We start from the raw sequence: 18950 nt of genomic DNA on the forward strand, positions 1-18950 counted from the left end.
GGTTCCTGCGCCGCAGCGTTACGGCTATAGTGAAGCAAACTTCGATATGATGAAACTAGCCGAGAGGGGCCTGAATGTCTACGCTCATCCGTGGAGGCACCGTTATTACGGCGTCCGGCGACACAGTCATCGACGGCGGCGCGGTAGTCATCCGCGATGGCCGCATCGCGGATGTGCTCCACCGATGGGATGCAGATCAGCCGTTTAACGGCGAAGTCATCGAGGCATCCGGGTGCGTGGTCATGCCAGGCCTGATTAATATCCACACCCACGGAGTGACCCCGGGCCCGCTGTTCCCGAGTGCGGCACCGGCGCTGCCTGCCGAGCGATGGATGGCGAATCTGGACAGGCACCTTCTGGCGGGAACCACCACGGTGCTCAGCCTCTGTGGTTTCGCATCCATGGACGATGTCCGCGAAGCAGACAAAAGGCACGCCGTACACGTCCGTGGTGCAACGACGCATTTACCGCATTGCTTGCGGGCCGCAGCTTTGGCGGATGGCCAGGGTCTCACAACCGAAGCGGGCGAACTCACCATTGAGCGGATGCTCGACGACGGCGCTGTCGCCATCGGTGAGTTGGGCGGCGGTCAAACGTTGGGCGGGGGAGGGCAGGACCTTGTTTATATCCCCGCGGCTATCCAAAAATCCTCCGGCATTCGAGTCACCATTGATCAAGCCCGCCGCATCAAGGAAGCAGTCCTGGGCAGGTTTATCGATACCCGCGCATTTGATCCGGCAGCCCTTGCTGCGGCGGCGCAGGACGCAGGCCTGGCGGACGCCTTCACAGCTACCCAGCTGGCGAAGCTCGTCAGGGACACCGTGATGCCGTCATTTGTCCCGGCCATTGAAGGAATCAGGGAGGGCGTCCGTGCAGCGTCGAAGTTTGGCGTGCCAGCCATCGTGCACAGCGCATCCGCGACCTCCAGCGTCTTAAGGGAACTGATGCCCGAGCTTGCTGGAACGGGAGCCACGGTCATTGCCGCGCACGCCAACCACCCGTCCCACACGCCAGCCGAGGCCTACGAACTGGCTGTCCTGGGCAGAAAAATGGGTTGGCCGGCTGAGGCTTCAGTGTTTGATCTCCTGCACCGCCGGCGAACGGTGACTACGCGCGAGCACTGGGACTTGCTGCTTCAGGAAACCGGCCTGATCTCAGTCATCGGGACCGACTATGGACACGACGGGGACCATGACGAGCTAATCTCTGCCGTCCAGGATATTGCGGCGCACGGACACCGATCCCTGGCGGGTGCCGTCGCCATGGCAACCTCTGCCGTGGCTGATCTGGTCCCGGGCATCGCACCCGGAAGCGGGCGGCTCGAGGCTGGGCGAGTCGGGGATGTAGTGGTCGCCAACGCCGAGGATTTCAGGGATGTACGTTTTGTTCTGGCAGACGGCGTCTGCGTGGTTCGCGATGGACGGCTCACCCCGGAGGCGCACCGATGAGTCAAGCATCCAACAAGGCGCTGCCGTTGAGCAGTCACCAACTGGCAATCGTCCGTGAGCTGGTTGGAGCTTCGATTGCCCAGCAGGACCTTCCCGCGCTGGAGAGTGCCTACCGCGACTTCCGGACTGGGATGGATTCCCTGAAGGCTGCCTTTGAACAGCAAATCCTTTTGGAAAAGGAGACCGACGCAAAACGGGAGGTGAATCCTTGACGGAAGCGTGGGAACTGGGCATCGCGGAAGCAGCTGTACTCATCCGGCGTCGCCACTTGTCCGCTGTTGAACTGCTCGACGCTGTTCTGGATCGTGCCCGGGCCACAGAGGAGTATGCCCAGGCCTGGGCGCATATCGACGAACGCGGCGCACGTGAAGCGGCCCGCATCGCCGATGACCTGGCCATCGGGGGCCAATTCGCAGGCAGCCTTCACGGGATCCCCATCGGAATGAAGGACGTCATCGACGTCCAGGGGATGCCGACGGAGGCCGGCTCCGAAAGCCTCCGTGGGAATATCGCGCCGGACGACGCCGGAGTGGTACGCCGGCTCCGTGAAAGCGGTGCCGTGATCCTCGGGAAGCTTCAAACATACGAGTTCGCCTTCGGACAAGGAACTCCACCGTCGCGAAACCCTTGGGGCCCTGACCGGTACGCAGGAGGCTCATCCGTTGGATCGGGCGTTGCCGTTGCTGTGGGCTCAATTCCCGGGGCGCTGGGCACTGATACCGGTGGCTCCGTCCGGAACCCGGCCGCCATCAACGGGCTGGTGGGGCTCAAGCCAAGCTACGGCGTCGCTTCTTCCACTGGCGTCCTTCACGTAAGCCACACCATGGATCACGTGGGACCTATTGCCCGGAGCGTCGAAGACTGCGCGGCGCTTCTGGACGGCATGGTGGAGCCACAGGGCATGGCGCTGCTTGGCGGGCCAGTCTCAGCCCAAATCCGTGACCCCCTTGTTCCGGTCAGGCTTGGGGTCGATCGCAGAATGTGGTCGGAATGGGGAGTTACCGCGGAAGTCACGGAGGCCGTGGAAGGAGCGCTTCGTGTATTCAGGGACCTTGGATTCGAGGTCGTGGAACTTCCGCTTCCCGAGCTTGACCTTGCCCTGCATGCCAGCGTCGCAATCTCTCTTTCCGAAGCTGCCCAACATCATCGCGTCCGGCTGGGCAGCGCGGCGGAACGATACTTGCCCGCCACCCGCATCATGATCGAAACAGGTGCGCTGGCTTCCGAGGAGGACCTTCACCTGGCGTGGCAGGTAAGGGCGCACCTCCGGTGGTTCTTGCCGCGCGCCATGGCACAGGCTGGAGTACATGGACTCGTGTCACCTACGCTGCCGACGATCGCCCCCTTGGCTCAGACGATGTCCTCTGAACTGACTGGTTCCCCCGGAGAGGACTCCCTTTCGGCTGCCCTTCGCATGCTCTCAGCTGCGAATCTGACCGGCATGCCTGGGGTGAGTATTCCCTGTGGCTTCTCAAACGGGCAGCCCGTTGGTCTGCACATCATGGGACCGGAACACGCCGATGCCAGGGTCCTCGCGATCGCCCAAGCCTATGAGCGCGCCACGCAATGGAAGGGGTTCGTGCCGGTCCATATGCTGCCACAAACTGTTGGGTAGGCATCTGCGCGTCAGGGAGTGCTTGGCCGATGACACCCAAATTCCCCACGGACCCTGAAACGGGCTGAGGACGCCTGGATTCCCGGGACGTCAGCCCATGGGAGTGGCGCGCACGAATATGGGTGTCGCCAGCGAAAACGCTAACCCTCGAAATGGCGAACCACACTGGCGTATAACGGCAAAAACACGAGAACCCCTGGAAATCCTTTGATTTCCAGGGGTTCTCTACCGAGCTTCCTATCAGAATCGAACTGATGACCTTTTCATTACGAGTGAAACGCTCTACCGACTGAGCTAAGGAAGCACCGCGTCCATCACCGGTTTCCCGGGCGATCACGCAAGACATAACTGTAATAGAGGCACGGCGCCCGGGTCAAAACGAGGGCAGTGGCGGCCGTTGCGGGGATGTTCACTTGCACGTCGGGCCGGGTTCAGGCGGCCTTTTCCCGGCCGCCGGAGGCTGGGAAATCAACGGTGGCGGTTATGTCCAGCCACGCAAAACCAGCCGAAGGAGCCGCGCAATGACCGGGGACGCAATGACCAGGGATACCAGCCACACCCACACGCGGCTGCGGCTGGCTGTGGTGGACATGGTGGGAACCACCATTACCGACAATGGGCGCACGGAGCGGGCGTTGTCCCGGGCGTTGGCGGAGCATGGCGTAGAACCGGGCAGCACCCGCTTCGAGAGCATGCTCGGTTATGCACGTGACACCATGGGCTTCTCGAAAATGGCCGTCTTTGGGGACCTTTTTGGTGACCCTGGTGTAGCAGAGAGCGCGAACAAGGCCTTCGAGAGGGCTTATGACGAGTTGATTGAGGACGGTGGAATCCGCGCTATTCCCGGTGCGGAGGATGCCATTGTCTGGATGCGGGAGTCCGGCATGCAGGTCTGCCTTGCCACAGGCTTTGGCCGTCACACGCAGAACATGGTCCTGGAATCACTGGGCTGGATGGGTTTGGCGGACCTCAGTTTGTGTCCGGCAGATGCCGGACGGGGCCGCCCCTTCCCTGACATAATCCTGACGGCGTTGCTGGCTTTGGACCTGGACGATGTTCGTGAGGTGGCCGTCATCGGAGACACCAGCTCAGACATGCTCTCGGGCGTTCGTTCAGGTGCTTCGCTGATTGCCGGAGTCCTCACAGGCTTCCACTCCGAGGCGACGCTGCGCGCAGCGGGCGCCACCGTCGTCGTGGATTCCATCAAGCAGCTCCCGCTCCTGCTGGAGAAGCGGGAGGCCAGGCGCGTCTAGCACGCTTAGGTCACGGCAGGCCTAGCACTGGAGCCCGTCCTGCGGCAGCTTTCCGTCAACAAAGTAATCGTCGACGGCGGTGCTGACGCATGAGTTCGAGCGGCCGTAGGCTGTGTGCCCCTCGCCTTCCCACGTGACCAGAGAGGCATTTTCAAGCTGTTTGCGCAGCGACTGCGCCCACTCCAAGGGGGTGGCCGGGTCTCCCGTGGTGCCGATAACGACAATGGGGGCGGAGCCGGTGTAATCCACGGGAGCAGGCGTGCGGGTGTTCTTGTAGGGCCAGTCCTTGCAGGTGACCCCGCCGTAGGCGAAGAATGCGCCGAAGGTCGGAGATTCCTGCTTGAGGCGGGTTTCCTCCGCCCTCATGCCAGCGGTATCAGTGACCATTGGGTAGTCGAGGCAGTTGATGGCCTGGAACGCGAATGCCGAGTTTGAACTGTACGTACCATTGGCTTCGCGGTCGGCCCCGAGATCGGCGATGCGCATCATCTGGGACACGTCGCCGGAGAATGCGCTGTCCAGCGCCTGGGTCAATGCCGGCCAGCTTTGGTTGTCATAGAGCGGGAGGAAGAGCCCGTTGACAAACTCGGTCCCGGTCACCAGCCTTCCGTCCTTGGCTGTTTGCGGGTTCTGGTCCACTGCGTTGATGAGATCCCTGATTTCCTGGATTCCATTATCAACGGAGCCGCTGAGGGGGCATTCCTTCTGACGAAGGCAGTCGTCCACGTAGGTGCGGAGGGCCTTTTCAAAGGCTCTTGCCTGCCCCGCAGTCAGTTCCTCGTTGCTGATGGACGGGTCCACGGCACCGTCAAGGACGAGGTGCCCGACGTTCTCCGGGAACAGCGAGGCGTAGGTGGAACCCAGGAAAGTACCGTAGGAATAGCCCAGGTAATTGAGCTTGGCATCGTTGACGACGGCGCGCAGGACGTCCAGGTCCTTGGCAGCACTGACCGTATCAATGTGTTCCAGCACTGGGCCGGTCTTCTCGACGCACTTCTCAGCCAAGGACTTGTTGAAGGCCAATGCCGCCGCCAGGCCCTGGTCCGTTTCCTTCCTGAATACTTTCTCGCGCGCGGCGTCCCGTTCGGCATCCGACATGCAGGTGACCGGAGCGGACCGCTTGACGCCGCGGGGGTCGAAGCCCACCACGTCGAAGTTGGCCCGGAGCTTCTCGGTGAAGTGCGTGTTTCCCGCATCCTTGACGAAGTCGACACCGGAGCCGCCCGGACCTCCCGGATTGACCAGGATGGAACCCTTCTTGGTGCCCGTGCTGGGCAATTTGATGGCGGACAGCGTGATTTCGGCGGAGTCCGGATTGCCGTAGTCCAAGGGAACCTTCACTTCAGCGCACTGGAACCCATCCTCACATGAGCTCCATTTCACGGACTGCGAATAATACTTTTCGAGTCCCTTAGGCGCCGAGGCCGCAATGGACGGGTCAACAGTGCTGGTGCTCGGCTTCGCAGTAGGTGTTGGCAGGAAAGGCAACGAGCAGGCACTGAGCACCAGCAAGGAGGCAAGAGCCAAGCAGAGGGCCGCGAAACCCCGCAGCCTGGCACCCCCGCCCGCAGCAGGCTGGACAGACCGGTCCCTTGAACGGGCACCGGCGGGCTGGCGAAGTGCGGACTTCATGCATTCTCCTATTGCTGGATGAGGCTCGTCGCCATGGACTCGACCGCCAACAGCGGCGCAACATTGGTGGTGGTAATGCGGACACGGGCCTTGTTGATCGCGTCCATCCGGGCTAGCGTCGCTTCCGGGGTTGAGCGGGCGGCGTATTCTTCAAGATCGCTCTTGAGCTCAACGTTGACCAGCTCCACTGCGTTCCCCAATTGGATGATCAGGACGTCCCGGTAGAAGGACAACAGATCGGTCAGCGTGCGGTCCAGCGAGTCCGTGATGGAGCGCTTGGCACGGCGTTTTTGGTCTTCCTCAAGCTGCCTCACCTGACTCCGCATTGATGGTGGCAGCGTGCCCGACTCTGGTGCGCCGAGGCTTGCCAAAAGCGCAATTTTCTCCGCCGCGTCGCGTTCATCATTGGAGCTGTTGGCTTCATCGGTAGCGATCTTGACGAGTTTCTCCGCCATCATCACCGCTGCCGTAACCCCACGGAGCCCCAGCGGGATGCGAACCGTTTCCAGACGGCGTTCGCGGGCATCAGCGTCCCGGGCGAGGCGGCGGGCAATCCCGATGTGGCTTTGTGCTGCTCGGGCAGCCCGGTCCGCGAGTTCAGGATCAATGCCGTCGCGCCTTACCAGCAATGCCGCGACGTCGGACGCTGGCGGAAGTCGCAGGCTGACGGGACGGCACCGCGAGCGGATGGTAACCAGTACGTCTGCCGGCGATGGGGCGCACAGCATCCAGATGGTACGCGGAGTTGGTTCCTCGATGGCCTTCAGGAGGACGTTGGTGGTTCGTTCCGCCATACGGTCCGCATCCTCAACGATGATGATCCGCCATCGGCCAGTGGCGGGCCGGTCACCGGCCTTTGAGACAAGTTCGCGGGCTTCGTCAATGGTGATGGTGACTTTTTCGGTTCGCACGAACGTGACATCCGAATGGGTCTCGCCCAGGATCGTGTGGCACGCCGCGCACTCGCCGCAGCCACGCAAAGTGACGTCGTCCCGCTCGCAGTTCAGCGCGGCAGCGAAGGCCTTGGCAGCATTGGAACGGCCCGATCCCGGAGGGCCCGTGAAGAGCCAGGCATGAGTGAGGCCGGTTTCGCCCTGCGCTGCCTGCTTGAGCTGGGCAACGACCGGCGCCTGGCCTTGGAGGTCGTCCCAAACGCTCACAGGTGGTTCCCGGAAACACGCTCGCCCAGCCCGCGCTCAGCCAGCAAGGATTCCACCCGTTCGAGGATCTGCGCGGCCAGCGTCGAAATGTCTGATTTGGCAGGCAAGACCAGGTAATCCGAGGGAGCAGCAGCGGCGAGATCAAGGAAGGCGTGGCGGATGGTGGAATGGAAGGCGTCAGGCTCCGATTCCAAACGGTCCTCAGCAGCCGCACCGGCGGTGCGGCGTTCGCGGCCGTCGGAGGGCTCGACGTCGAGCAGTACAGTCAGGTCCGGATGCAGGCCTTCCGTGGCCCATTCGTTGAGGGACAAAACACCCTCTGCCCCGAGCCCGCGGCCAACACCTTGATAGGCAACAGACGAGTCAATGTAGCGGTCCGTGATGACCACACGACCGGCTGCAAGCGCAGGGCGGATCACCTGGCTGGCGTGCGCTGCCCGGGCCGCCGCGAACATCAGGGCCTCTGTGCGGGCATCGATGGTGCCGTGGCCATGGTCCAGCACAAGGGAGCGCAGCTTTTCTCCGATGGGCGTGCCGCCGGGTTCGCGCGTGCGCACCACGGACAGGCCCCGCGATTCGAGGGCATCGCAGAGCCGGGCAGCCTGGGTGGACTTGCCCGCTCCATCTCCGCCCTCGAAAGCAATAAAAAGGCCGGGGCTCTGAATACTCACCTGTCTAGCCTACCGATCAGGGGCAAACCGTAACGGCTTTCATCCACAGGCTCGCCCACGACTACCCTGAAACCATGAGCCTTTCCGATCAGCGCGCAGCCGATTTGTCCCCGGAAACCGTTGTGGTGGCTGCAGGCCGCCCCGAGCGCAAACACGATGAACCGGTGAATCCGCCCATCGTCCTGTCCTCCACATACTTTGGAACTGGTTCTCTTGGCGACGGCGATCGCGGCTATGGCCGCTACGCCAACCCCACCTGGGACCCCTTCGAGGACGCCCTGGGCAAGCTGGAAGGCGCAAAGCTGCCCGGCTTGCTCTACGCATCCGGGCTCGCCGCAGTCAGCTCGGCTCTCTCCTTGGTACCAGCCGGTGGAGTTGTAGTCATGCCATCGCACAGCTACTCAGGTTCGTTGGTGATGGCGACTGAACTCGCGGAGAAGGGCTTCCTGGAGCTCCGTCTCGTGGACATTGCGGACACGGACGCCGTGAAGGCCTTGATCAGTCCGAAAGAGGGCAAAGCCGCGGACCTGCTCTGGCTGGAAAGCCCCACCAACCCCATGCTTGGCATTGCCGACGTCCGGGCGCTCACCGACGCCGCCCACGCTGTGGGCGCGATCGTGGTCACGGACAACACTTTCTCCACGCCCTTGGTGCAGCAGCCGCTGAGCCTGGGCTCCGACGTCGTGCTTCACTCGGTGACCAAATACCTGGCCGGCCATTCCGACGTCGTCCTGGGCGCCTTGGTGACCTCCAACCCGGAACTGCGGGCCACGCTCCTGCACCACCGCATCATCCACGGCGGCATCGCCGGGCCGTTCGAAGCGTGGCTGGCGCTGCGCGGACTGCGCACCCTCGCCTTGCGGATCGAGCGCTCGCAGGCGTCCGCGGCGGTGCTCGCCGAGCGCCTCAGCACCCATCCGAGGGTGGAGTCCATCCGTTATCCGGGCCTCCCCACGGATCCGGGGCATGAGCGCGCCAAGGACCAGATGAAGGGATTCGGTTCCATCCTGTGCATCCAGATCGCAGGTGACGAGTCCCGCAGCGGCGCTGACGCCGCCGACGAACTGGTCCGTGCGCTCCAGCTCTGGCTCCCGGCGACATCCTTGGGCGGGGTTGAGTCGCTGATCGAACGTCGACGCCGGCACACGGCTGAGCCGGTCAGTGTCCCCGAGAACCTGGTCCGTTTAAGCGTGGGAATCGAGAACGTGGAAGACCTCTGGTCCGACCTCGAGCAAGCACTGAAGTCGCTGGACAGTTAGGCTAAGGGGCGTGGACGGAAAATTCATGATCGCGATTGTCACCAACGCGGTCTACTTCATCCTTGGCTTGGTGGCCGTTGTCCTTGAGCTGTGGGCGTTTGTGGATTGTTTGCGCCACCGGCCGACGCTCTTCGTGGCCGCCTCCAAGCGCACCAAGACGTTCTGGTTGGCCCTCACCGGCGTTGCTTTTGCCATCGGTGCGTTGACCCTCTTGAGCGGTGGAAGCGGTCTCGGCCTGTTCGGCATTGCTGCAGTAACCGCATCCTGCGTCTACCTTGCTGACGTTCGTCCAGCAGTCCGCGAAGCAGGCAGCGGCGGCAACCGCAACGTCGGTCCCTACGGACCCTGGTAAACAACGCTACTTCGGCGCAACCGCGTCCCACGCCACCGTAACTTCACCCAGACGCCACCGAGACGGGCCATCCTGAAGCGGCCACCCGGCGTCGCGCAGTAAGCGGCACATTCCCGTCCAGCGCTGCCGGTTGCCGAACGATGCCAGTGGCGCGACCTCCAGCCATGCCTTGTCCATGGCCCGCAGGAACGTATGGATGGGTTCGCCCGGCACATTCCGGTGGATAAGGGCTTTAGGCAGCCGCTCGGCCATTTCCGACGGCAGCTCAAAACTGCCGAACCGCACCGAGAAACCAAGGCTCAAGGGGCGGTCACGGTCCAAGGCCACCCACGTGACACACCGGCCGATCTCGTCGCAGGTGCCATCGATGAACAGGCCACCCGGAGCCAGACGGGACTGAACCAGGCTCCAGATCCCGGCCACGTCCGCCTCCTCATACTGACGGAGCACATTGAAGGCCCGCACAAGTATGGGGTCGCCGGGAACCGGCACTTCGAACCCACCTACGTGGAAGCTGAGCCCGGGGCGTTCCAGCGCCTTGGCCGTACGCACCCTCTCTGGCTCAATTTCGATCCCGCAGACGCGCACATCCGAACGGACGGCCTGCAGCCGTTCGAACAGTTCGACGGCGGTGGCCGGCGATGCGCCATAGCCCAGGTCCACAACCAAGGGGTCGACGGCGGCGCGGAGCCGCCACGCCTGCGGACCGGCGAGCCACCGATCCAAACGGCGCATGCGGTTGGGGTTCGTGGTGCCGCGGGTGACGTTGCCAACAGGCTTCCCACTTCGACTTCGGGAAGTACTCACCCGTTCCGCTTTTTTGCACCACGGCCCCACTTTATCCTGCAACGCGGGGTCACTTACGGCCCATGCGGAGCGGCTTTATGGGCCGTAAGTGACCCCGCGTTGAGAAACGTAACGCCCGGCAAGGCACAGGACCCCTCGGCTAGGATGAAAACCATGACTTACAAGCTGATTCTGCTGCGCCACGGCCACAGCGACTGGAACGCCAAGAACCTGTTCACCGGCTGGGTGGACGTTGACCTGAACGACCAAGGCCGCGCCGAAGCAGTGCGCGGTGGGGAACTCCTGGTTGAGAACGACATCCTCCCGGACATCCTGTACACCTCGCTCTTGAAGCGGGCCATCAACACCGCCAACATTGCCCTGGACAAGGCCGACCGCGGCTGGATCCCGGTCAAGCGCGACTGGCGCCTCAACGAGCGCCACTACGGTGCGCTGCAGGGCAAGGACAAGGCCCAGACCCTCGCCGAGTTCGGCGAAGAGCAGTTCATGGAATGGCGCCGCAGCTACGACACCCCGCCGCCGCCCCTGTCGGACGACAGCGAATTCTCGCAGGCACACGACGTCCGCTACAAGGACCTCGGTGACGCCCTCCCGCGGACCGAATGCCTCAAGGACGTCCTGGTCCGCCTCCTCCCGTACTGGGAATCGGACATCAAGGAAGACCTCAAGGCCGGCAAGACCGTCCTGGTTACCGCGCACGGCAACTCCCTGCGCGCGCTGGTCAAGCACCTGGACGGCATCAGCGACGAGGCCATCGCAGGACTGAACATTCCCACGGGCATCCCGCTGGTGTATGAACTGGACGAGGACTTCCAGCCGATCAACCCGGGCGGCACGTACCTGGACCCCGAGGCGGCAGCAGATGCGATCCTCGCTGTAGCGAACCAGGGTAAGAAGTAGGCTCTACGCTACTGCCGCGGCGGCTGCCCGGTCGTTCCTCCCTTGGACGCAGCCTGCCCGCGGCACCAGCTACGAGGCTGTTAAGCGACGACGGCGGCCGGTCACCCCAGGTGACCGGCCGCCGTTGCTGTTATGCAGGGAGTCGCTGTTTATGCAGGAACGGGCTTAGAAGCCCACAGGCTGCCATTCGCCCGTGACGAGGTACGTAACCTTGCGGGCAACGGAAACGCCGTGGTCCGCGAAGCGCTCGAAGTAGCGGCTGGCCAGGGCCACATCCACCGTGGTGGAAGCAGTTTCGTTCCAACCAGGGGAAGCAATCGCCTTGAAGACGCTCAGGTGGAGGTCGTCCACGGCGATGTTGATCTTGAGGATGTCACGGGCCACCTCAAGGTTGCGGGTTTCGAGGAGTTCGGTGACCTTGGCCGTGATGTCGATGTCGTGCTGGGCCATCGCCTTGAAGGTCTGGGTCAGGGACGTCGGGATGACGGTAGAGGGGTAGCGCAGGCGGGCGAGTTGCGCCACGTGGCGGGCGAGGTCGCCCATGCGCTCCAGCGACGCACTCATACGGAGCGAACCAACAATCATGCGCAGGTCGCTGGCGACGGGACCTTGCAGGGCCAGGATGTCGATGGCACGTTCGTCGAGGCTGTTCTGCAGGAAGTCGATGCGCGCGTCTGCCGCGATGACGTCCTGGGCAAGATCGACGTCGGCGCCTTCGAAGGCAGTGGTGGCCTTCGTGATTGCTTCGTGAACCAGTTTGGAAATCTCGACGAGGTCGTCACCGACCTGGGTGAGCTCCTCCTGAAAAACCTTGCGCACTAAGGCGTCCTTTCCTTGGAAATCCTGTCCCATGATGGGGTACGGATTTCAAAAACCATTGGCAGTCCAACCACTAACTGTGTCAGGAGCCAGTGAACGGTTGCGCACCTTTAGATGAACGTTAGTTGAACCGCCCCCGTTTGGCACCGGATCAACACTTTGGCGTGATTCCAGAGCATAAGCTGGACGTGTGGATCCGTTGCTTATAGGTGTCGTTGCAGGCCTGGTTGGCCTGTCACTGGGCGTCTTTGGCATGCTCGCTTTCAGGATCAGCGAGCGGCAACGCAGGATCGTGGACCTCGATGTTACCGAACCACTGCTTCCGGAAGGTGCAGCCGAAGTGCTTGCCGTCGTCGGGCGCGCGTTTGTGGTGGTCGATGCGATAGATGGCGTGGTCCGCGCGAGTCCGGCAGCGTACGCTTACGGCCTGGTTCGCGGCCACACGGTGGTTCATAAGCAGCTCCTGGACATGACCGCAAAGGTCCGCCGCGACGGCGTGATTCTGGAGCAACAATACGAACTTCCCCGGGGGCCCCTCGGCAAGGGCACCATCGTGGTCCAGGTGCGGGCAGCCATGCTCGGGTGGGAGTACATCCTGCTGCTCGCCGACGACCGAACCGAGATCACCCGCACCGAGGAGATCCGCAACGACTTCGTGGCCAACGTTTCCCACGAACTCAAGACGCCAGTGGGCGCTATTTCGCTCCTGGCCGAGGCATTGGAAGCCTCGCCTGACGACGAAGAAGCCGTGCGCCGCTTCGCTAAACGCATGCATAAGGAATCCGGACGCCTCGCAGCGCTGGTCCAGGACATCATTGAGCTTTCCCGGCTTCAGGGCGCAAATGTTGCCCAGCAAGGCCACACGGTGGACATCAACACTGTGATTACCGAGGCAGTGGACCGCTCGCAGCTCCCGGCCGAGAGTAAGAACATCCAAATTGTTGTGGGTGGCCATTCAGACTCCCTGGTGTTCGGTGACAGGGACCTGCTGGTCACCGCTCTGCGCAACCTGATCGACAATGCCATCCGCTACTCGCCGGAGAACACCCGCGTAGGCGTCGGAGTCCGGACGCGGGAGGGCGTCGTCGCTATTTCAGTCACGGACCAGGGCGAGGGCCTGACCCCCGAGGACCAGGAACGGGTCTTCGAACGCTTCTACCGGGTGGACGCTGCCCGTTCCCGGCACACCGGTGGCACCGGCCTGGGCCTCAGCATCGTCAAGCACGTTGTGTCCAACCATGGTGGCGAAGTCACAGTGTGGTCCCAGCCTGGTCAAGGTTCAACGTTCACCATCCGGTTGCCCGAGATGGAAGGCCAGGACGACGACGGCGGCCTCCCGGCGTCCGCTGCCACCGCGGCTCCGTCTCCTGAACTTCCGGCGGCGGGTGCCGCCGTCGCACCCCACCACACGACTCAGCAACCGCATCACGCGAATTAACCCGCATCATGCGAATTAACCGCATCACGCGAATCAACCCGTCACGCTAATCAACAAGGGGGCGCCAGCGGCGCCCAGGAGCAAGGAGCCAGCGCTTGAGCAGGATTTTGATAGTGGAGGACGAAGAGTCCTTCAGCGACCCCCTGTCCTACCTTTTGGGCAAAGAGGGTTTCGACGTCGAGGTAGTGGACAACGGCACCGACGCCTTGGTGGAATTCGACCGGAACGGTGCCGACCTCGTCCTGCTGGATCTCCAACTGCCCGGAACACCGGGGACGGAAGTGTGCCGTCAACTGCGCCAACGTTCCAGCGTGCCGGTCATCATGTTGACCGCCAAGGACTCGGAGATCGACAAAGTTGTGGGCTTGGAGTTGGGTGCCGACGATTACGTCACCAAGCCATACTCCTCCCGCGAACTCGTGGCGCGCGTGCGCGCAGTGCTCCGCAGGCAGGGTGAGCCTGAAGAGCTGATCACCTCCACAGTGCAGGCCGGACCCGTCCGGATGGATATCGAACGCCACGTGGTGAGCGTCAACGGCGAGCAGGTGTCACTGCCGTTGAAGGAATTTGAACTCCTTGAAATGCTGCTGCGCAATTCCGGACGTGTGCTCACCCGGGGCCAGCTCATTGACCGCGTGTGGGGTTCAGATTACGTGGGTGATACCAAGACGCTCGATGTCCACGTAAAGCGACTGCGTAGCAAGATTGAGCCGGATCCGTCCGCTCCAAGGTACTTGGTGACGGTGCGTGGACTGGGCTACAAGTTCGAGCCGTAAAGCTTCAAGCAGCTGACCGTCGGCCAGCAGACAACGACAAAGGAAGGGTTCCGCCGCAGCGGAACCCTTCCTTTATTGTCGTTGCTTGCAGCGCGCGGCCTGCTAGTGGCCGGCAGCTGCAGATTCGGTGTGCGTCGGCGTCGGCGTTGCCGTGGAAGTGGAAGACGGAGTTGCCGAGGCGCTGGAGGAGGGCAGGTACTCCTTGTACTCCGGCAGCGTGCCGTCAACCACGGGAACGTTGATCGTTGCGGAGTCCGAACCGCTGCGAATGGTTACCGGGCTCAGTCCGCCGGGCCTGGTGCCTGCGGTGCTAAGGACCGCGGCGTCGGCTTCGTCGTTCAGGTACGTCTCCGAGTTGGCCTTGACCGGGATTTCCGTCTGGGCGCCATTGGCACCACTGATGGTCAGGGTGGCATCCGAGCTGGACTTGTTGAACACGGCGCCGATTACGCGGCCCGGCTGGTTCTCGCCTGAAGCGACGATCAGCATGTTGCGCAGCTCAAGCTGGCCGAGATCTGCTTTGACCCCGTCCGATGCTGAGTACTGGTGGGAAGTCTGCTGGGCGTTGACGAAGCCACAGCCGGTTACGGACAGAAGACCGACGCCGATTGCAGCCGCCGCAATTGCCAGCTTGCCGCGCTGGACAGGGTTCATCGCAGTAATGCGCACGACACCTACTCCTCAAGAGTCATTGGAACACTTTTCAGCCATAGCCTATCGGCAAAGCGGCCGAAATAAGGATTCGAGAAGGCATTGTGGCGAACGCGACAGGGAAGATCCGACGCGCTCCTTGCTTCCGTGAAGCATCTTTCCGGGCTCGCGTCAAGGGGTATCGCGAGCCCGTTTGGGGCCTATTTCCCTTTATTGGCGCGGCTGGACAGCCCGTCGGGTGCCAGTCGTATGCCTTAATCGTGATAGACTAGTCTGCGGGAAAGGGGAAAGTCCACATGGTTTTTGAGGTCGGCGAGACAGTAGTTTACCCTCACCACGGTGCAGCAAAAATTGAGGAAATCAAGATGCGCACCATCAAGGGCGAAGAGAAGATGTATCTCAAGCTCAAGGTGGCTCAGGGTGATCTGACCATTGAAGTTCCAGCAGAGAACGTTGACCTTGTTGGGGTCCGGGACGTAGTGGGCAAAGAAGGCTTGGAGCACGTATTTGACGTTCTCCGCGCCGAGTTCACTGAAGAGCCTACCAACTGGTCACGTCGTTACAAGGCAAACCTGGAGAAGCTTGCTTCGGGCGATGTCATCAAGGTGGCGGAGGTCGTTCGCGATCTTTGGCGTCGTGATCACGATCGCGGCCTTTCCGCAGGTGAGAAGCGCATGCTGGCCAAGGCGCGGCAGATTCTGATTTCAGAACTGGCCCTGGCTGAGAAGACAGACGAAGAGAAGGCAGCAAGCGTTCTCGACGAAGTCTTGGCTTCCTAAGAATTGATGCCCGGTGGTGCGCAAGCGCCGCCGGGTTTCTTTTTGCCACAAAGTACCGAGAGCTACTTGATGATCAAGTATCTTCAAGTATTTTCCCAGTAACCTTGGGCGCATGAGTATTCCTTCCAAGCGCGCTGTTACGGCGGTAATCGTGGTGGCTGCCGGCTCGGGCGAGCGCCTCGGCTACGGCATGCCCAAAGCCAAAGTTCCGCTGGGCGGCGAAACCATCCTGATGCACGCCCTTCGTGGCGTCGTCGCTGCCGACGTCGCACGCCAGATCTGCGTCGCGGTGCCCAAGGGGGATGCGGAACTCCGGCAACTGATCGCCGCGTTCACGGTTGAGCTGGTAGACGGTGGCCCTGAGGTGACAGTTGTCGACGGCGGCTCCACCCGTGCCGATTCCGTCCGCGCCGCTTTGGCTGCTTTGGAAGAGGGGACAGAAGCCGTCCTGGTCCATGACGCAGCCCGCGCATTGACCCCCGAGCGCGTATTCCAGCGCGTGGCCGATGCTTTGGCCTCTGGCGCCAAGGCCGTCATTCCAGCCATGCCTGTGGTGGACACCATCAAGACCGTCGCTGAGACCAACGGCCCGGACTCCTCCATTGCTCCGGAAGTTGTCACTGGAACAGCGCCCCGTGAACAGCTCAGGGCAGTGCAGACGCCCCAGGGTTTCGACCTCGCTACGTTGCGCCGCGCGCACGACGCCGCCGGGCTCTTCGATGACAAACAGGCCGCCGCAGTCACAGATGACGCCATGCTTGTTGAGCTTCTGGGCGTTCCGGTCCACGCCGTCCGCGGGGCCAGCCAGTCGCTGAAGATCACCACGCCCCTGGATCTCATCATTGCCGAGGGCCTCCTCGAGGGTCCCCTTGGAATGCGCTGGGTGGAAGGCTGATGGCCGGCCAGCAAGCTGCGGGCCTTGCCGGCACCGTGGTACTTCCCCGAACCGGAATCGGCGTCGACGTGCACGCATTCGCGCCGCAGGACGATCCCCAGCCGCTCTGGTTGGGTGGCCTCTTTTGGGAAGGCGAGCAGGGGCTCTCCGGACATTCCGACGGCGATTGCGTCGCCCACGCGGCTGCCGACGCCCTGTTTTCCGCCTGTGGAATAGGTGACCTCGGCACCCACTTCGGAACGGACCGGCCCGAGTTCGCCGGCGCCTCCGGGGTCAAGCTGCTCGGTGAGGCTGCACGGATAGTCAGGGCCGCAGGTTTCGAGATCGGCAATGTCGCCGTGCAGTTCGTAGCCAACCGCCCCAAGTTCGGCCCCCGCCGGGAAGAATCCCAAAAGGTCCTGAGCGAAGCTGCAAACGCGCCCGTCAGCGTCACAGCCACCACCAGCGATGGCTTGGGATTTACTGGCCGCGGCGAGGGAATTTCTGCGGTTGCCACCGCCCTCGTTTACCCCGTCAACGGAGCAATCCAGCCGGGTTCCACTGAAGGTGGGCTGAATGCTTAAGGTGCGTTCCGGCGTCGTGCGTTACGCCGTGCTGTTGTCCGCGGCCGTGACTTCTGCGCTCCTGCTCGGGGGCTGTGCAGGGACACAGAAGATGGATGTGAAGGCCAGTTGCGAGTTCCTCAACAACGACACCTTCAAGCCCGATGGCAACCAACAGCAGCAGTCCAAGCAGATCGCTGCCCATTATCACGAGATCGCAGACAAGCTGGCTCCGGAAATTGGCGATCCCATCAAGGAGATGGCCGCCATCATGGACAAAGCCGCGGCGTCGTCGCTCGGGGCGGCAACGCAGGAACAGCAACAGCAGCTGACCGTGCACTTCAACAAAATCGGCGAGTACTGCAAGTAGGCAAGTCATGGCGCGTCATCGGCTAATCTGGAGCGGTGACCCTGCGCTTCTATGACACCGCCTCCGCCGAAGTCCGCGACTTCGTTCCCCTCGAAGATGGCAAGGCCAGCGTGTACTACTGCGGGGCTACCGTTCAGGGGATGCCACACGTAGGGCACGTCAGGTCCGCAATCGCGTTTGACCAACTGACGCGCTGGCTTGAATTCCGTGGGCTCCGCGTCACGGTAGTGCGCAACGTCACGGACATCGACGACAAAATCCTGGCCAAGTCCGAGCAATCCTTCGGTCCCGACTGGGCCGCCGAGCCGACAGCGCGGAAGGACGAGGAGTGGTGGGCTCTGGCTTACCGCTACGAGCAGGAATTCGAGAACGCCTACGAATCCCTCGGCGTCCAGCGCCCGACGTACGAGCCACGAGCCACCGGGCACATCCCGGAAATGCATGCGCTGATCCAGCGGCTGATCGACCGCGGCCATGCCTACCCCGCCCTGGACGACTCCGGAGACGTGTACTTCGACGTGCGCTCCTGGAGCAAATACGGCTCCCTGACGCGGCAGAACATTGATGACATGCAAGGCGCCCCCGACGCCGACCCCCGCGGCAAGAGGGATCCGCGCGACTTCGCGCTGTGGAAGGGTTACAAAGACGGCGAACCCGTCACTGCCAAATGGGAGTCCCCCTGGGGAGCCGGACGTCCAGGGTGGCACCTCGAATGCTCCGCCATGGTCACCAAATACCTGGGCACGCGCTTCGACATCCATGGTGGGGGATTGGACCTCCGATTCCCGCACCACGAAAACGAGATGGCCCAGTCCCAGGCCGCAGGCGATGAATTCGCCAATTTCTGGATGCACAACGGCATGGTCACCTACGAGGGCGAAAAGATGTCCAAGTCCATCGGCAATACGGTAAGTCCTGCCGAGATGCTTGACCTGGCCTCGCCCCGCGTGGTCCGGTACTACCTTGGACAGGCCCACTACCGATCCGTACTGGACTATCGGCCCACATCGCTGCAGGAAGCAGCGGCCGCCGTCGAACGCATTGATGGCTTTATCGCCAAAGCCGCCGCGAAGGTGGGGCAGCAACTCAGCGAGCCGAAGAGCTACGCCGAGGATGCGCAGGCTGCGATGCCGGCCGCCTTCATCGCGGCCATGGATGATGACCTCAACGTCCCGCAGGCGCTCGGTGTCCTGCACGAGACCGTTCGGGCCGGCAACACAGCCCTGGCTGCCGGGGACCTGGGCGCCGTAAAAGACGCTCTCTCCAGCGTCCACGCCATGACAAATGTCCTTGGCCTGGACGCCGTGAAACGGCCGGAGGCCGTGCAGAGCCGCGAACACGCGGCACTGGAAATTTTGGTGGAAGCTCAGCTTGAGGCCCGCGCTGCAGCCAGGGCCAACAAGGACTGGGCCGCGTCCGACGCCATCCGCGACACCCTCGCGGCCGCCGGAGTCGTCGTCGAAGATGGTGCGGAAGGCGCTACCTGGAGCCTGAAACGCGACTGACAAACCGCCGCCACCGCCGAATTGCATTGGGTCAGTAGACTGGAATGCAGACTCATTAATTTCAAGCAAGGTGGACAG

20 protein-coding genes and 1 tRNA gene are annotated in these 18950 nt (G+C 62.7%); 14 read left to right on the forward strand and 7 right to left on the reverse strand.

The window, feature by feature from the left end; genetic code table 11:
* Positions 1-74 precede the first annotated feature (74 nt).
* Genes AC6I99_RS04530 through AC6I99_RS04540 form a run of 3 tightly spaced genes read left to right on the forward strand, consistent with a single transcriptional unit; the run spans position 75 to position 3063 of the window.
* Positions 75-1448 (forward strand): amidohydrolase family protein, encoded by a 1374-nt coding sequence (locus tag AC6I99_RS04530; RefSeq protein ID WP_497946379.1) that lies wholly within the window; start codon positions 75-77, stop codon positions 1446-1448.
* The gene (locus AC6I99_RS04535; RefSeq protein WP_497946376.1) at positions 1445-1660 is read left to right on the forward strand and encodes a hypothetical protein; all 216 of its coding nucleotides are present in this window, start codon (positions 1445-1447) and stop codon (positions 1658-1660) included. The genes AC6I99_RS04530 and AC6I99_RS04535 overlap by 4 nt, the downstream gene beginning before the upstream one ends.
* Positions 1657-3063 carry an amidase gene (locus tag AC6I99_RS04540; protein ID WP_497960511.1) on the forward strand — a complete coding sequence of 469 codons (1407 nt, stop codon included), beginning with the start codon at positions 1657-1659 and terminating at the stop codon, positions 3061-3063. The genes AC6I99_RS04535 and AC6I99_RS04540 overlap by 4 nt, the downstream gene beginning before the upstream one ends.
* 231 nt (positions 3064-3294) lie before the next feature.
* Here the strand turns inward: AC6I99_RS04540 and AC6I99_RS04545 are convergent.
* Positions 3295-3367, reverse strand: a tRNA-Thr gene (locus AC6I99_RS04545).
* A gap of 217 nt (positions 3368-3584) precedes the next feature.
* Here AC6I99_RS04545 and AC6I99_RS04550 point away from each other — a divergent pair.
* Positions 3585-4316 carry an HAD family hydrolase gene (locus tag AC6I99_RS04550; protein WP_497960512.1) on the forward strand — a complete coding sequence of 244 codons (732 nt, stop codon included), beginning with the start codon at positions 3585-3587 and terminating at the stop codon, positions 4314-4316.
* A 21-nt stretch (positions 4317-4337) separates the two neighbouring features.
* Here the strand turns inward: AC6I99_RS04550 and AC6I99_RS04555 are convergent, their stop codons facing one another.
* Genes AC6I99_RS04555 through tmk form a run of 3 tightly spaced genes read right to left on the reverse strand, consistent with a single transcriptional unit; the run spans position 4338 to position 7779 of the window.
* Positions 4338-5948 carry an alpha/beta hydrolase gene (locus AC6I99_RS04555; RefSeq protein WP_497960514.1) on the reverse strand — a complete coding sequence of 537 codons (1611 nt, stop codon included), beginning with the start codon at positions 5946-5948 and terminating at the stop codon, positions 4338-4340.
* 8 nt (positions 5949-5956) lie between these two features.
* A complete protein-coding gene (locus AC6I99_RS04560) occupies positions 5957-7108 on the reverse strand; it encodes a DNA polymerase III subunit delta' (RefSeq protein WP_497960515.1) in 1152 nt (383 codons plus the stop codon).
* Positions 7105-7779, reverse strand: coding sequence for a dTMP kinase (gene tmk, locus AC6I99_RS04565; RefSeq protein ID WP_224094469.1), 675 nt, complete (start codon positions 7777-7779; stop codon positions 7105-7107). The genes AC6I99_RS04560 and tmk overlap by 4 nt, the downstream gene beginning before the upstream one ends.
* A gap of 74 nt (positions 7780-7853) precedes the next feature.
* Between tmk and AC6I99_RS04570 the strand changes: the two genes are divergently transcribed.
* Together AC6I99_RS04570 and AC6I99_RS04575 are read left to right on the forward strand one after the other, a co-directional pair.
* Positions 7854-9038: a trans-sulfuration enzyme family protein gene (locus AC6I99_RS04570; protein WP_497960516.1), complete on the forward strand. Its 1185-nt coding sequence runs from the start codon at positions 7854-7856 to the stop codon at positions 9036-9038.
* 10 nt (positions 9039-9048) lie between these two features.
* Entirely contained in the window at positions 9049-9390 is a 342-nt protein-coding gene (locus tag AC6I99_RS04575; protein ID WP_497960518.1) for a DUF2516 family protein, read from the forward strand.
* Between the two features lie 6 nt (positions 9391-9396).
* Here the strand turns inward: AC6I99_RS04575 and AC6I99_RS04580 are convergent, their stop codons facing one another.
* Positions 9397-10125: a class I SAM-dependent methyltransferase gene (locus AC6I99_RS04580; protein WP_497961928.1), complete on the reverse strand. Its 729-nt coding sequence runs from the start codon at positions 10123-10125 to the stop codon at positions 9397-9399.
* A gap of 225 nt (positions 10126-10350) precedes the next feature.
* Here AC6I99_RS04580 and AC6I99_RS04585 point away from each other — a divergent pair, with 225 nt between their 5' ends.
* On the forward strand, positions 10351-11097 hold the full coding sequence (locus AC6I99_RS04585) for a phosphoglyceromutase (RefSeq protein WP_224094473.1): 747 nt from the start codon (positions 10351-10353) through the stop codon (positions 11095-11097).
* Between the two features lie 165 nt (positions 11098-11262).
* Here AC6I99_RS04585 and phoU read toward each other — a convergent pair whose 3' ends face one another.
* Positions 11263-11916 (reverse strand): phosphate signaling complex protein PhoU, encoded by a 654-nt coding sequence (gene phoU / locus AC6I99_RS04590; protein ID WP_497960519.1) that lies wholly within the window; start codon positions 11914-11916, stop codon positions 11263-11265.
* A 199-nt stretch (positions 11917-12115) separates the two neighbouring features.
* Between phoU and AC6I99_RS04595 the strand changes: the two genes are divergently transcribed.
* Both AC6I99_RS04595 and AC6I99_RS04600 read left to right on the forward strand, forming a co-directional pair.
* Positions 12116-13354, forward strand: coding sequence for a sensor histidine kinase (locus AC6I99_RS04595; RefSeq protein WP_497961930.1), 1239 nt, complete (start codon positions 12116-12118; stop codon positions 13352-13354).
* A gap of 95 nt (positions 13355-13449) precedes the next feature.
* Positions 13450-14130 (forward strand): winged helix-turn-helix domain-containing protein, encoded by a 681-nt coding sequence (locus AC6I99_RS04600; RefSeq protein WP_159704610.1) that lies wholly within the window; start codon positions 13450-13452, stop codon positions 14128-14130.
* Between the two features lie 102 nt (positions 14131-14232).
* Here the strand turns inward: AC6I99_RS04600 and AC6I99_RS04605 are convergent, their stop codons facing one another.
* On the reverse strand, positions 14233-14784 hold the full coding sequence (locus AC6I99_RS04605) for a hypothetical protein (RefSeq protein ID WP_224095159.1): 552 nt from the start codon (positions 14782-14784) through the stop codon (positions 14233-14235).
* A gap of 293 nt (positions 14785-15077) precedes the next feature.
* Here AC6I99_RS04605 and AC6I99_RS04610 point away from each other — a divergent pair, with 293 nt between their 5' ends.
* From AC6I99_RS04610 to cysS, 5 genes are all read left to right on the forward strand, one after another.
* Positions 15078-15560, forward strand: coding sequence for a CarD family transcriptional regulator (locus AC6I99_RS04610; RefSeq protein WP_011690592.1), 483 nt, complete (start codon positions 15078-15080; stop codon positions 15558-15560).
* A 112-nt stretch (positions 15561-15672) separates the two neighbouring features.
* On the forward strand, positions 15673-16455 hold the full coding sequence (ispD, locus tag AC6I99_RS04615; RefSeq protein ID WP_224094475.1) for a 2-C-methyl-D-erythritol 4-phosphate cytidylyltransferase: 783 nt from the start codon (positions 15673-15675) through the stop codon (positions 16453-16455).
* Positions 16455-17018 carry a 2-C-methyl-D-erythritol 2,4-cyclodiphosphate synthase gene (ispF, locus tag AC6I99_RS04620; protein ID WP_497946345.1) on the forward strand — a complete coding sequence of 188 codons (564 nt, stop codon included), beginning with the start codon at positions 16455-16457 and terminating at the stop codon, positions 17016-17018. The genes ispD and ispF overlap by 1 nt, the downstream gene beginning before the upstream one ends.
* Positions 17011-17367 (forward strand): hypothetical protein, encoded by a 357-nt coding sequence (locus AC6I99_RS04625; protein ID WP_497960521.1) that lies wholly within the window; start codon positions 17011-17013, stop codon positions 17365-17367. The genes ispF and AC6I99_RS04625 overlap by 8 nt, the downstream gene beginning before the upstream one ends.
* A gap of 35 nt (positions 17368-17402) precedes the next feature.
* Complete coding sequence (gene cysS, locus AC6I99_RS04630; RefSeq protein ID WP_224094478.1) at positions 17403-18872, forward strand: cysteine--tRNA ligase; 1470 nt, start codon at positions 17403-17405, stop codon at positions 18870-18872.
* Positions 18873-18950: the final 78 nt, after the last annotated feature.

This window comes from Arthrobacter sp. TmtSoilC77 (genome assembly GCF_059739415.1).